This is a genomic window from Maribacter sp. Asnod2-G09 (assembly GCF_045063795.1).
In the GTDB taxonomy this organism is placed as follows: domain Bacteria; phylum Bacteroidota; class Bacteroidia; order Flavobacteriales; family Flavobacteriaceae; genus Maribacter.
Genome location: NZ_JBEFOA010000003.1, coordinates 132,804 through 146,859, shown reverse-complemented (window position 1 = coordinate 146,859; position 14,056 = coordinate 132,804). Strand labels below are relative to the sequence as shown.

The window sequence follows — 14,056 nt, the reverse complement described above, 5'->3', positions numbered from 1 at the left end:
TTACTTTTTATTCATTTTTTCTAGTTCATTACTCAAGTTCTCTTCTAATAATGGATAATCATTCAAGAAAGCTTTATACAACTCTTTTACTTTTTCTGGTTGATTAGTTTTACAACTATTTTCCACTTCAACAATTAACTTTCGCATACCGTCTGCTTTTATCATAGCAAAACCAGCTTTTAATTTATGGGCAGATAAAGAAATTTCCTTTAAATTCTCTGTCTGTAAATGAATTTTCACATTACCAATAAACTCAATTACGTTCAGCTTGAACAACTTTACCAGTTCATTTAGCATATCTATTTCTCCGAAACAATCTTTCAATAGATGATTAAGGTCTACAACTGTGGTTTCTTTTAATTCTATCATTGGCTTTTGAAGTATTGAAGTAAAATCTGTAGTATCTGTATTTAGTTTTTTATTCTTTATAATGGTTGACATCAAATCGTCTAAAGTGTATGGTTTCAATAGAAAATCATTAATTCCTATTTCTTTACAATCTTTACTATCCTGCTCTGTAAAATCTGCACTAAAGGCAATAATTGGAACTGAATTTACTTTTTTGTTTTTATGATCTCGTATGGCTTTAGACACCTCAAATCCGTTTTGACCAGGCATTTTTAAATCCATCAGAATAAGGTCAATTCTTCTAGAAGACAGTAAATACAAGCCTTTATCTAAGTCAACGTCCACATGAACTTGGCAACCCCATTTTGTTAATTGCTCCACAATTAGGTGTTGGTTCATTATATTATCTTCAAAGACCAAAATCTCGGTACCAGCTAATAAGCCGCTGTTATTCTTTTTGGTAACCTTTTTTAAAGATTTACGTGGAGATGTGGTAGCGTGACCAATAGCATATGGCATTCTAAATCGTACAGTTGTTCCGCTATCTATAGTGCTATCAATTTCAATTTCGCCATTAAGTTTATCTATAATTTCTTTTGTTATGGTCAACCCAAGTCCTGTACCACCATATTTTTTAGAAGTATCATGTTCTGCTTGTGTATAGCCTTTGAATATGGTCTTAATTTTTTCTTTAGAAATACCAATACCCGTATCGGCAACAGAAAACTCTATAAGACATTCATCATTAATTTGTTCTTTAGTATAAACCTCTAATTTTATAAATCCTTGATGAACGAATTTCACCGAATTACCTAAAAGGTTAAGAAGTATTTGAGATAGTTTAGATGGATCACCCTTTATAATTTTAGGTACGTTCTCATCGATATCGATCAACAGTTCTATTTTGCGATCTACAATTAATGTCTCACATAAGAACATAACATCTTTAAGTAAGCTATGCAGATTAAAATCTACCGTTTCAAAATTATTATTACCAGAAGATAATTTAGAATATTCTAAAACTTCGTTAATGAGTTTTAAAAGTGTATTTGATGCAAACTGTATGGCATCTACTTTTTTATGTTGCCCACGCGTTAACTTTTCTTCTTTTAAAAGATTTGCATACCCTATTATACTATTCAACGGAGTTCTAATTTCGTGACTAACATGAGTTATAAACTGCTTTTCTGAAATCTCTTGATTTTCTGTTGCAGCAACCTCTTTTTTCGTAGAAACTATTTGATCCGATTTAGGCGTATAAATATGTCTTTCCAAACTAGATCGAAAAATATTAAATGAGCTTTTTAACTCTTTAGCTTCAGCAGCATTTAATTCTTCAAAAGAGAATTCGCTAACTGTTCTTTCTAGTTGTGATAATTGACCAAGTAAATCCTTAGTTTTTGAAATTGACATAAATAGGTATTCTTTAGTTTACGGGGGTTGTTATTTATAATTACCTAAAAATGCATCAATACCACTGCGAGAACAATAAAATGTTCTCTAAGGGTGGTTATTTGTTGTGAATACACTTAAATTGTAGGTCTAAACTTACTCTATGAAGCAGCTTATCTATTTATTATGTATTACAACCGTAATCTCTTGCGGAGAAAAAAAAGCGAAAATTGAAGAAACTACCTTAGAAAAAGCACATCGAATTCATGATGATGTTATTACTATTGATACACATAATGACATCAATGTCAAAAACTTTGTAGACAGTGTAAATTACAGTCAGAGGTTAGATAACCAAGTTAATTTACCGAAGATGAAAGAGGGTGGTTTAGACGTCACTTGGCTTATCGTTTATACAGGTCAAGATACACTTACAGATGATGGCTATGCCAAGGCAAAAGAGAACGCAATGTCTAAATTTGAAGCTATTCATAAATTGTGCGAAGAAATTGCTCCTGAAGAGATAGAATTAGCGTTAACCTCTGCAGATGTAAAACGTATTGTTGGAGCTGGAAAAAAAGCTGCAATGATCGGTGTTGAAAACGCCTACCCTATTGGCACAGATTTATCGCAGTTTAAAACCTACCATGATTTAGGTGCCCGTTATATTTCTTTGGCGCATAACGGCCATAGTCAATTTTCAGATTCTAACACCGGTGAAGCCGATGACGTATGGTTGCATAACGGCTTAAGCGATTTGGGCAAGCAAGCTGTAGTAGAAATGAATAAGCTCGGTATAATGATAGACGTTTCGCACCCTTCAAAAGAAGCCATGAAACAAATGATAGCATTATCAAAAGCACCGATAATAGCATCTCATTCATCTGCAAGGGCATTATGTGATCATAGTCGAAACTTAGATGACGAACAATTAATGATGATGAAAGAAAATGGCGGCGTAGTACAAACCGTTGCGTTTAGCTCATACTTAAATACTGAAAAACATGATGCTAGAGCTGCCTACATGAAATCGATTTATGAAAAAGTAGCTGATTCTTTAGATATTGCTTGGTACGAGCGTTCTCAATTTTCAAGTCTATCTGATGCTGATAAAGAAGCCTTTATGGAAAACTACCCAATGGTTTTAAAAATAGGAAAGGAATTGGTTGTCAACAAGCCTGATGCTCCGGAAGCTGTAAATGTTTCAGATTTCGTAGACCATATAGATTATATGGTAAAATTAATCGGTATCGACTATGTTGGTATCAGCTCTGACTTTGATGGTGGCGGCGGAATTGAGGGGTGGAACGATGCTTCTGAAACCTTCAATGTTACCCTAGAGCTTGTAGAACGTGGTTATACAGAAGAAGATATTGCAAAATTATGGGGTGGTAACCTTATGCGGGTACTTGATCAAGTACAGGCGATTGCTAAAGAAATGGGTGAGAGCTAATGCTCCTCACCCATTGCCGCTAGGCGATCTTTTACAAATTCTATTTTAGTTTTACCGTGTGCAGCAGGTTTTCCGTTTTCACCAAGGTTTACCATAATAATGTTGTCTACGGTAACAATTGTCTCATGGTTCATTTTATTACGAACCTCACAATTTAGGGTTAATGATGTTTTGCCAAACTTAACCACTTCGATACCAATTTCAATAACATCGCCTTTAACGGCAGCGCTCATAAAATTAATTTCTGACATATATTTAGTAACTACTTTACCATTTTCTAATTGAATTATGGCATAAAGTGCAGCTTCTTCATCTATCCAAGCTAATAATCTACCTCCAAACAATGTTCCGTTAGAATTCAAATCACCAGGCTTTACTAATTTTCTAGTATGAAATCTCATAGTCTCTTTTTTTGAAAATTTACGTTGCAAAGTTATGTCTAAAAATTCTCAACAGCACAATTTTACCGTTGTAAGCAGTCCGATTTATCAATTGTAACAATTGCGTATTTAATACTTTACATATTAACAATTGTGTCTTGATAGAATTATCATAACCCTAATTTCTACAGCTGTTTTTTGACTTGAGCGACTTTGTTCATAACAGGTTAAAAACTTATTTAAAGGATTAAACACGCATTTTATCTAATACGTACCTTTAAGTAAAATCAAAATATAATGGACAGGACACAGAAATTGCAATCAATTCGACCAACAATTACCTCTGCCAAAATAATGCCCAACATGAGTGAAGACGAACGTTTTCAGAATGAAACGTTACGCCCAATTCTTAAACTTCAAAATGATTTACTTCTGGCTTCTTTTCAGAATTACATCAACAAAATGAAGAATACATTTTACGAGCTCAAGCTTGAAAAACGTATAGATTACATTACTAAAGCCATTCAAAAAGATATAAAATATAGAAATTCTTTAAAGGGAATGATTATAGGTCAATTTACAATTGAAGAATATGAAATTTATATTCAAAACTCATCAGCACTAAATAAACGTATGATGAATATGGTCGTAAAAAGAATTCAAGATCAAATTCAATATTTTGAAAAATATGATTTAGTCCAAAAGTGATTCGCCATTTAAGTTCGTGGTAAGAATATTACTCATTAGATCAAAATAAGGTCGTATTGCTACAAAACTCTCGTCTACCTTATTAGCAAAGTCATCTGATAAGACTTCTTTATCGGTAAAATGCTTAACGAAAATAAATTGCTTTTTGCGTATGTATTCAATGTTAGGGTCTTCCTTATCAAAACCTTTAGGGGCAGTTTTTAACTCATCACCAACTAATGGTCCCCAGATAGCCTTAAATTTTTTATCATCGATAATGTCTGTCAAATCTGTAGTGTCTATCTCCCACTCTTTTCTAATACGCAATAAGTCTTCCTTTTCAGGATTCCAGAATCCGACGGCAACAAAACTGTTACCTGGTGCTACTTGCAAGTAATAACCACCTCTACGATGTTTACCCGCTCTAGAGAAAGATGCTGATAAATTACTTTTATACGGAGTTTTATTTTTAGAAAAACGAACATCCCTATAAATTCTAAATACTTTTAATTTTTCAATTTCATCATGTGTCTTTAGCTTTTCAAGCACATGATTGAAAAAGCTCTTTACTTTAGTTTCCTCGGCTTTAAATTCCGCTTTATGTTCTGTAAACCACTCTCGATTATTGTTTTTCTTAAGCTTATTTAAAAATTGAAAAGTGCTTTTTGTAATCTTCGTTTCTAACATTCGACTTACCTGTTGTGATTTTAAGCTAAAGTTAACCATTAGATGAGAAGTACTTTTACTTATTTGGTTAATTTTGATGAACTAATGAAGACCCATGGACCATCGATCTATAATCGAAAAGATTAATACCCACAAAAAACAACCGAATTTAAGATTTCGTTTAAAAAAGAATACGGAGAAATTTACCGACCTTCTTTTTTATATGTTGTTTGATATTGAAACACCAGTAGCAGAAAGTTTAGATGAACTTGAAAAGCAATTTGATGAACTTGTAGATTTAGCTTGTTGGGAAAGCGATAAACCTTGTAAGAAGGTTTGGGAGAATTATGTAGAGAAACTTCCTTTAGTTCTTGAGAGCTTAAATCTTGATGCTGAAGCGACGGTAAATTGTGATCCTGCATCATTATCAATTGAAGAAGTTTATATGGCTTACCCAGGCTTTTATGCCATTTCAGTATATAGATTGGCTCACGAGTTATATAAAACAGGTTTTCCTTTAGTACCAAGATTAATGACAGAATATGCACATAGGCAAACTGGTGTCGATATTAACCCAGGTGCACAAATAGGAAAGTCTTTTCATATTGACCATGGTACCGGAGTTGTAATTGGTGAAACTGCCATTATAAAGAATGATGTCAAAATATACCAAGGCGTAACTTTGGGAGGACTTTTTGTTGCTAAAAAATTACAGCAAACCAAACGTCACCCAACCATAGATAATAATGTTACCATTTACGCAAATGCCACTATTTTAGGTGGTGATACCGTTATTGGTGCAAATAGTGTTATAGGAGGAAATGCTTGGATTACGGCATCTGTACCGCCACATTCCACAGTTTTTCACACACCAGAAATTAAAATTAAAACATTACCGCATGTCTAATACCTTATTATCTCTTATTGGCAATACTCCGCTAGTAAAGTCACGAGCTCTTAATACCAACCCTAATGTTTCTGTTTATTTTAAATTAGAAGGGCATAACCCAGGTGGTAGTGTAAAAGATCGCGCCGCTTACAATATGATTAAAACCGGATTTGAAAATGGCGATTTTACCGTTAACGATAAATTAATAGAAGCTACAAGTGGAAATACCGGTATTGCTTTAGCTATGATTGCAGGTGTTTACGGTCTTGACATTGAACTGGTAATGCCAGAGAATGCTACCAAAGAACGTGTACAGACCATGAGAGCGTATGGTGCCAAAGTAACTTTAACCTCTAAAGACGTAGGTATTGAAGGTGCACGAGATTACGCAGAAAGTAAGGTTGCCAACGAAGGTTATATAATGATGAACCAATTCGGAAATGAAAATAATTGGAAAGCACATTATAAAACTACAGGTCCGGAGATATGGAAAGATACCGATGGTAAAGTCACCCACTTCGTTTCTTCAATGGGCACAACCGGTACTATAATGGGAACTTCTACATATTTAAAAGAAAAAAATATCGACGTACAAATCGTTGGTGTACAGCCAAGCGACAATGCTAGTATACCAGGTATAAGAAAATGGCCTCAAGAATATTTACCAAAAATATTTAACCCAAAGAAAGTAGACCGCATTATGGAAGTCAATGAATTGGAAGCCAAAACTATGGCTAGAAGATTAGCAAAAGAAGAAGGAATATTCTCTGGTATGAGCAGTGGCGGTGCAGCAACAGTAGCTTTGCGTTTAGCTCAAGAATTAGATCACGGTGTTATCGTTTCTATAGTTTGTGATCGCGGAGATCGCTACTTATCATCAGATTTATTTGAACTATAATATTTTTCAAAATAGAATATAAAAAAAGAGCCGTCTACACGGCTCTTTTTTGTTTTAACAATAAAGCAATACTATTTATCTAGCATCGCAGTATCACCTGATTTACTGTACTCTTGTACTAGAAATTCTAAATTCTCACCATGCTCATTAGTAAAAATGTAGGTGGTCTTATTATCTAGAGCCGCTTTACTTTTTAAACTCAAATTTTCAACAATTTTTAAGTTTTCTCCTTCGTTCATGGCAACAACCAATTCGTCATTTTTAGAAACTAAAACAAAATCTTCTGGAGTTTTAGATTCATAGCTAAAGACAATTTTTTCATCGAAAGCATCGTCATCATCATTGTCTATTTCTACTATTTTGATAATGGTCGAAACACTATCCACTACTCTATCTTGGTTTACTTTCCCTTGGTCCTTTTCAGCATTTTCTACTGTATTTAATCTTTTCGTAGTAATTACTACCGTATTCTTTACCAATTTCTTTCCGTCGTTAATTGTGTATGATTTAGAAATTTTGGTATCTAATACTTCTTGATTTTGATTCTGTGCCAATAAAGTGCCGGTCATTAAGAACAGTCCCGCAATTGACATATAAATAGTTTTCATTTTCATATATATATTATTTTAGTTAATAATAGACTTAAACACAATACTATATACTGTACTTAAATCACTCATATCTAATATTTTAGATATCAGCAAGATATATGATAAGTAACAATAGCAATGACCCATTACAATTAATCTTTAATGGAAATGCTTTGTTATACTATCTGAAAATCGAAAGTTTGTGAATGAAGATTACAACCACTTTTTCTTTTTAAAATAAAACATCATTCCTATAAAAAGAACAATCATTACAGCCCAAACCACGTAGTATCCGTATTTATAATGAAGCTCGGGCATGTTTTCAAAATTCATACCGTAGACACCGGCAATAAACGTAAGCGGAATAAATATGGACGCCATTATGGTCAAAACCTTCATGACCTCGTTCATCTTATTACTCATGTTACTCATGTACATTTCCATTAAGCTCATAGACATCTCACGATAAATCTGTAAACTTTCATTTATTTCAATGGTATGATCTAATACATCGCGCAAGAATAGTTTAGTGTCTTTGGTAATAAGTTGATTTTCTGTATCAATTAACCTACTAATCAATTCTTTAACGGGAAATACCCAGCGCCTGATCTTTAATACCTCTTTTTTTAACTGCTGTATATTTTTAGCAACTATCGGCTCAGGATTTTGATACACCTCTTCTTCTAAATTCTCAATTCTATTATTAAGGTTTTCTATAGCTAAGAAGTAATTATCGACAATGGCATCGAGTAAGGCGAAAAATAAGTAATCAGCTCCCCTAGTTCGTATACGCCCAAGTTTACCGGTAATTCGATCTCGCAATCCGTCAAAAACATCAGCTTTAACTTCTTGAAAAACCAAAACAGTATTTTCATGAAGTACAATTGCTATGTGTTCACCAATAATTTCATCTTCCTCAGAAATGTATAGCATTCGAAAAATTCCGAAAATATAATCGTCGTATTCATCTATTTTAGGGCGCTGTTCGGTGTTAACGATATCTTCAAGCACCAAAGGATTCAAATTAAAGTGCTTACCTATTCTTTCAATAAATGGTTCATCTGTAATACCAACAACATTGATCCAAGATATTTTGTCGGCGCGCTCTTCTTTAAAAAACTGATCTAAGTTTGCAAATTCATTAGTTTCAAAACCATCAGCATTATAGGTGGTACTGAAGATTAAACTATCACTTCGCTCCTTATCACCCATGTAACTTATGGTTCCCGGTGCTTTACCAAGCTTATTATGCTGACGAGATTTTTTCTTTTTACGTTTAGGGAAGTTGAGCTTCTTATTTACAGCCATGAACAATTTTTTATAAATATATTAAAACTATAAACTACTTATTAAAGTCCAGTTTTTTTAAAATTAAACCCGAACCAGGTGCAATACTATTTAGTTTATGGGTAGAACCAGAAACTAAAGATGCCTTAATTTCTTCTAAGCTAAGCTCATGCTTACCAAGTTGCACTAATGCCCCCATTATCATGCGAATTTGATATCTCATAAATCCCTTTCCATTAATTTTTAAAATATAACTATGCTCTGGAAAAAAATTGGCTGTTAGAATATCATTAGCTACAATAGTGCATCCTTCAATTTCTCGAACTGCAATCGTAGTAGGTTTTAAAGATGCTGTATACACACTAAAATCATGCGTACCTACAAACAGAGATGCTCCCAGTTTCATTAATTCCAAATCTAGTTCTTCTATGTAATTGGTTATGAAAGGTGCGCTAAACGGGTGATTCTTGCATCCGAAGGAAAAAAAGTAATTATACTCCTTCGTTTTACTATCCTTGATAATATTAAAATCTTGACCAATAGGTTTAATAGATAGTAAACGAATATCTGAAGGTAGATTTTTATTGAAATCTTTTAAGAAAATTGCTAAGTCTAATAATGGTTCTTCAACAAAAAGTTCAAATGCACCATCTAATGAAGAAACCTTAGCGTCGGTTCTACCAGCACCCAATATTTTAAAAGGACTATCGGGGTATAAAAAGGTAAATGTTTTATTGAGCATACCTACAATAGTACGTAGCTTAGGTTGCACTTGCCAACCATTAAATCTAAAGCCCAAATACTGCAGACGTACCAAATAACAAAAACGCTGTTTCTTCATAATGTAAATGTAATTACATTATAATCATTACTAAACAACTCGCTTAAAATCTCTTAATAAACATCTACTTACATGCTATATTTTACGTGGTAATTACATTATAAATTCCTACACAATTATTATAAGTAAATTATTGTTAATGTTTAGAAAAAATAGTAATATTATGGTATGGTTATCTTAATATCAAGGACTTGAACAACGAAGTTAACCGTTCATCGAATTGTTTTAAGTAATACCACAGCTTCCCCGTAATTGCAACGAAACTAAGGTTCTCCCGAACCCATGAAAACTAAATTTTATGAATTCTATCAAAGGATTATTTACTTGGAAGCGAACATTAATTGTATCAATTGTTGTGCTTTTTTTACTGAACATCTTTAGTTTTTACGGGTTGTACACCAATAAATTTTACTTTTTCAAAATAGAAAACTACATCTTTCCTATTTTATCAGTTATTCACTTGGTATTTTTATATGTACTATGGTTTAAGATTAATGAGAACGAATTGAGTGATCCACCAATGCGAACCTTAGAATATGTACTTTACGCGATATCATTAGTATACATATATAAAATGGTAGAGACAATTATAGTATTGTCTAGCTATTCTGATTTTGAGAATCATCTTATACCAGGTACATTTTTACCTCTCGGATTTGTAATGATAGCCTTATACGCGGTGTTATTACTAGTAACATTTTTAGCCGTTGCATATAGAAAAGAAATGGTAGGCACTTACATATTTGACGATATGAACCAACATGTAGATCATTGGAATAACTAAAAATCAATAACATACACAGACTTCGATAAGAAATTATCGAGGTTTTTTTTTGCCCAATAGTTTTTGACAACCCTATGATTATATACTCATTAATGGGAATAATTATTTGATGTTCATGTAATTATCAAAATATTATGCGACCTATTATGAAGCAAAATCACCTTCTACAAACTGTTTTTCTTTAAATGTGATTTTTCTGTGATACTTTTTTTCTTTATTCGTAATTGATTATGAAACGTATACTTATTATTGAGGATGATCCTGAAATCATTAAGCTATTAGAACTACATCTATCTGATGTTAGTTATGAAACCACTATGGCGATGGACGGCAACGAAGGGCTAAAATTAGCCCTCGAAAACGATTATGAGCTAATTCTATTAGATCTTACCCTACCTGGCTTAGACGGAGTTGAGATTTGTAGAAAGCTTCGTGCCACCAAAAACACGCCTGTAATTATGTTAACCGCAAAATCTGAAGAGATAGATCGCGTGTTAGGTTTAGAGATAGGTGCAGATGATTATATGACGAAGCCTTTTAGTATTAGAGAGCTTTTAGCAAGAATTAAGGCAGTACTTCGCAGATCTAATAAAGTGGAACTGAAACAGCCAGATACTTCAATTATTTTGGCAGAAGGACTTTCAATTGATATTGATAAGCGAAAAGTGGTCTTAGGTGATTACAAAATAGAATTATCACCAAAAGAGTTTGAATTATTAGTGTTAATGGCATCGAACCCTGGTAGAAACTATACCAGAACCGAATTGTTAAATATTATATGGGGATATAATTTTGAAGGCTACGAACACACCGTGAATTCTCATATCAACAGGTTACGAGCCAAAATAGAATCTGATATGGCAAACCCAAATTACATTTTAACGACTTGGGGCGTTGGGTATAAATTTAATGAAGAGATAATGGCATGATAGATAATAATAAAACCCTTACTCCGAAATTAGTTAAGAAACTATGGGGCGCTTTCATATTTTTGATTGTGCTGATGGGAGCCTCGTATATTTTCATTACAGGCTACCTAACGTTGAATTACAACCAAGCTATTACACAGCGTATTAATGCGAATGTGGCAAACCATGTAATTCAAGAAAAGTTTCAAAATGCCGCTCCGTTTTTAGAAGATGGCACCGTTAACAAAGCACTTTTCGGAGATCTTATGCACGATATGATGGCTGTAAATCGTGGTATAGAGGTTTATCTTTTAGACAAATCTGGTGACATTCTATATTCTGTGGTGCTCGAACACAATGACAATGAGCCGATGAAGTCGGTATCTCTAGACCCTATCAATAAATTTATAGAAACCAAAGGTGAAGAATTTATTTTAGGTGACGACCCACTAAATCGTGAAGCGCAAAATATATTTTCTGCTGCACCATTCTCTGTTGACGGTCATGAAGGATATATTTATATTATAGTAGCAGGTAAAGAATTAGCATTGATAAGCGATAGTTTATTCGGAACCTATTTTACCAAGCTGAGCATCGGTGCTATAGTTCTGACCATGCTTTTTGCTGCACTGATCGGAATTTTAAGTATTTGGTTCTTGACTAAAAATCTTAGGTTAATTACCCAGACAGTACGTAAATTTCAAGAAGGTGATTTAGATATTAGAATCGAAAATCCTGAGCAATCAGATATTGAAGTGGTAGCCTTGTCTTTTAATGAAATGGCAGATACCATTGTAGATAACATGGATAAAATGAAATCTGTAGATAATCTACGAAGAGAATTAATTGCAAATGTCTCTCACGATTTACGTACACCGCTAGCTGTTTTAAAAGGGTATATTGAAACACTACAGATTAAGAAAGACTCGCTTACCGAACTTCAAAAAGAAGAATATTTACAGATTACACATAATAATATAGACAAGTTCTCAAGTCTAATTAATCAGTTATTTGAATACTCAAAATTAGAAGCTGAACAAGTAACCCCTATTAAAGAGCCATTTTCAATTACAGAACTATCGCATGATCTAATAGCTAAATTCAAGCTATTGGCTGAACAAAAACAAATACAGTTACAATTAGAGAACCCTGAAGAAAACTGTATGGTTTATGCAGATATAGGTTTGGTTGAAAGAGCGCTACAGAATTTAATTGAAAATGCCATCAAATACACTGAGCCTAATGGTAAGGTTACTTTAAGTCTGGTGAAAATGGGTAAACAGATTGAAATAAATATAACCGATACTGGTAACGGTATACCAGTAAATGATCAACCCTTTATTTTTGATCGCTACAAGCAAGTCGATGAACATACCAAGAAACAAGGACTCGGTTTAGGTTTAGCCATCGTCAAAAAAATTATGGATTTACATGATACAACCATAGTAGTTTTAAGCAAACCCTATGAAGGAAGTTCTTTCATATTTAAACTGCCTGCTTATCAATTACAATAATTTTAATATTGATATGAAAAAGAGAAAGCCCTATCCGATTTGGATAGGGCTTTTTTTTATAATGTAGATAGTCAAAATAAAACTATCTAAGCTACATTCTTAGTTAGAAGTGCTAGTTTGTGTAATAGTATACACACCATCTAAAACTTCTAATTCAAAAACTGGTATTCTATCATTTGCAGGTGCATTGTTTGCAACAAAAGTATATGGTCCATTATAAGTTCCACCATTTTCATCAAGGAACGTGAACGTTACTGTTTCAGAAACTGTACCATCAAAATCATAGGCAATCAATTCTATAGTATACGTACCATTTGCTAATGGAGAAAAATCTAATTTATTTATGAATAACTCTTCAGAACCATTAGTGCCAGTAAGCGTAGATTCTTCTACATCTCCTGCTGAATTATAAACCCTTAAATCAAATAAATCATCTTGAGTTGTCCAAGTACTTGTAATTTGTAATCCTTCGCTAATTTCAGTAGTTGAAATTGCAATAGACCCTACAGAACCAACAATAACATCATCATTTTCAACACTGTCAATAGAAACAGTAATTACATTTTCACCTTCAGATGTTAATTGGTTGTCATCTGCATCAATAGAAATAAACTTAGATGTTTCGCCTGCTTTTATAATAACTTCTCCGTTAGTATAAACGCTATATCTACCGTTATCACTTTCTCCACTAAAATAAACAACAATATCTTCATTTAACGCTTTACTTAAAACTATCTGTAATTGATAGAACGAGTTTTCTTCTATCGTTATAGTTGAAGAATTAAAGCCGATTATTGCTTCACCATCTGTAATATCTATTTGTAATATACTACTATCCGCACTAGGTGTAATAGTATTAGATAATTCTGCTAAACTGATTACAATGTTTTCTATACCGCTTTCAAACACACCATCAGATATAATAGTAAGTTCTGTTGTACCAGTAAGTTCACCAGCAGCAACAGTAATTGAACTTGAACTTACAGAATAATCAGATTCTAAAACTGCAGAGCCTGCAAAGTTTAATTGAATAACTGCATCTTCTTCTTGTGCCGTTTCAATTGCAGCAGAAATAATAATTACTTGCGCATCAGACTCTGTGGTCATCGAAGCACTTGACGCTAAAGAAACTTGAGATAAATCGATTGCCGTAGGCACTTCAACAATTTTCTCTACTTCTACTTCTGTTTCTACAATTCTTTCTACTTCTACTTCTTCCGTTTTGGTACACGAAAATAGCAAAGCAGCAACTGATAAATACATCAGGGGTTTTCTAATAATGTTCATAATAATTAATGATTTTATATAATGTTTGAGTTAAAGGTATGTTAATACATTTATAAGCGAAAACGATAATAAAAAGCTATTGAAGGTATTATCTTACAAAACGTGTTTAACTGGCTGTAAATCAAAATATAA

14 protein-coding genes are annotated in these 14,056 nt (G+C 33.2%); 7 read left to right on the top strand and 7 right to left on the bottom strand.

Annotated features, from left to right (window positions below):
• Positions 1-1,761, bottom strand: a complete 1,761-nt coding sequence (locus ACJJVT_RS04520; RefSeq protein ID WP_405396871.1) for an ATP-binding protein — start codon at positions 1,759-1,761, stop codon at positions 1-3.
• Positions 1,762-1,903: 142 nt separating this feature from the next.
• On the opposite strand from ACJJVT_RS04520, the gene ACJJVT_RS04515 reads away from it, so the two are divergent.
• Positions 1,904-3,193 carry a dipeptidase gene (locus ACJJVT_RS04515; protein WP_405396870.1) on the top strand — a complete coding sequence of 430 codons (1,290 nt, stop codon included), beginning with the start codon at positions 1,904-1,906 and terminating at the stop codon, positions 3,191-3,193.
• Here the strand turns inward: ACJJVT_RS04515 and ACJJVT_RS04510 are convergent.
• Positions 3,190-3,594 (bottom strand): acyl-CoA thioesterase, encoded by a 405-nt coding sequence (locus ACJJVT_RS04510; RefSeq protein ID WP_303600666.1) that lies wholly within the window; start codon positions 3,592-3,594, stop codon positions 3,190-3,192. The two genes, ACJJVT_RS04515 and ACJJVT_RS04510, sit on opposite strands and share 4 nt — an antisense overlap.
• Before the next feature lie 276 nt (positions 3,595-3,870).
• Here ACJJVT_RS04510 and ACJJVT_RS04505 point away from each other — a divergent pair, with 276 nt between their 5' ends.
• Positions 3,871-4,281, top strand: coding sequence for a glyoxalase (locus ACJJVT_RS04505; protein ID WP_405396868.1), 411 nt, complete (start codon positions 3,871-3,873; stop codon positions 4,279-4,281).
• Here the strand turns inward: ACJJVT_RS04505 and ACJJVT_RS04500 are convergent.
• Positions 4,267-4,947 carry a DUF2461 domain-containing protein gene (locus ACJJVT_RS04500; protein ID WP_405396867.1) on the bottom strand — a complete coding sequence of 227 codons (681 nt, stop codon included), beginning with the start codon at positions 4,945-4,947 and terminating at the stop codon, positions 4,267-4,269. The genes ACJJVT_RS04505 and ACJJVT_RS04500 overlap by 15 nt on opposite strands.
• Positions 4,948-5,041: 94 nt before the next feature.
• Here ACJJVT_RS04500 and epsC point away from each other — a divergent pair, with 94 nt between their 5' ends.
• Together epsC and cysM are read left to right on the top strand one after the other, a co-directional pair.
• Positions 5,042-5,833: a serine O-acetyltransferase EpsC gene (gene epsC, locus ACJJVT_RS04495; RefSeq protein WP_405396865.1), complete on the top strand. Its 792-nt coding sequence runs from the start codon at positions 5,042-5,044 to the stop codon at positions 5,831-5,833.
• The gene (gene cysM / locus ACJJVT_RS04490) at positions 5,826-6,713 is read left to right on the top strand and encodes a cysteine synthase CysM (protein ID WP_405396864.1); all 888 of its coding nucleotides are present in this window, start codon (positions 5,826-5,828) and stop codon (positions 6,711-6,713) included. The genes epsC and cysM overlap by 8 nt, the downstream gene beginning before the upstream one ends.
• A 71-nt stretch (positions 6,714-6,784) precedes the next feature.
• Here the strand turns inward: cysM and ACJJVT_RS04485 are convergent, their stop codons facing one another.
• The 3 genes from ACJJVT_RS04485 to ACJJVT_RS04475 all read right to left on the bottom strand — a co-directional run bounded on the left by ACJJVT_RS04485 (position 6,785) and on the right by ACJJVT_RS04475 (position 9,431).
• Positions 6,785-7,327, bottom strand: coding sequence for a hypothetical protein (locus ACJJVT_RS04485; RefSeq protein WP_405396862.1), 543 nt, complete (start codon positions 7,325-7,327; stop codon positions 6,785-6,787).
• Positions 7,328-7,516: 189 nt separating this feature from the next.
• A complete protein-coding gene (corA, locus tag ACJJVT_RS04480; protein ID WP_405396860.1) occupies positions 7,517-8,611 on the bottom strand; it encodes a magnesium/cobalt transporter CorA in 1,095 nt (364 codons plus the stop codon).
• Positions 8,612-8,645: 34 nt separating this feature from the next.
• Positions 8,646-9,431 carry a tRNA pseudouridine synthase A gene (locus ACJJVT_RS04475; RefSeq protein WP_405396859.1) on the bottom strand — a complete coding sequence of 262 codons (786 nt, stop codon included), beginning with the start codon at positions 9,429-9,431 and terminating at the stop codon, positions 8,646-8,648.
• A 298-nt stretch (positions 9,432-9,729) separates the two neighbouring features.
• Here ACJJVT_RS04475 and ACJJVT_RS04470 point away from each other — a divergent pair, with 298 nt between their 5' ends.
• The 3 genes from ACJJVT_RS04470 to ACJJVT_RS04460 all read left to right on the top strand — a co-directional run bounded on the left by ACJJVT_RS04470 (position 9,730) and on the right by ACJJVT_RS04460 (position 12,637).
• Positions 9,730-10,215, top strand: a complete 486-nt coding sequence (locus ACJJVT_RS04470) for a hypothetical protein (RefSeq protein ID WP_405396857.1) — start codon at positions 9,730-9,732, stop codon at positions 10,213-10,215.
• Between the two features lie 230 nt (positions 10,216-10,445).
• Entirely contained in the window at positions 10,446-11,144 is a 699-nt protein-coding gene (locus ACJJVT_RS04465; protein WP_405396856.1) for a response regulator, read from the top strand.
• Positions 11,141-12,637: an ATP-binding protein gene (locus ACJJVT_RS04460; RefSeq protein WP_405396855.1), complete on the top strand. Its 1,497-nt coding sequence runs from the start codon at positions 11,141-11,143 to the stop codon at positions 12,635-12,637. Before ACJJVT_RS04465 ends, ACJJVT_RS04460 begins: the two co-directional genes overlap by 4 nt.
• Before the next feature lie 99 nt (positions 12,638-12,736).
• Here the strand turns inward: ACJJVT_RS04460 and ACJJVT_RS04455 are convergent, their stop codons facing one another.
• Complete coding sequence (locus tag ACJJVT_RS04455; protein ID WP_405396853.1) at positions 12,737-13,900, bottom strand: hypothetical protein; 1,164 nt, start codon at positions 13,898-13,900, stop codon at positions 12,737-12,739.
• Between the last annotated feature and the right edge of the window lie 156 nt (positions 13,901-14,056).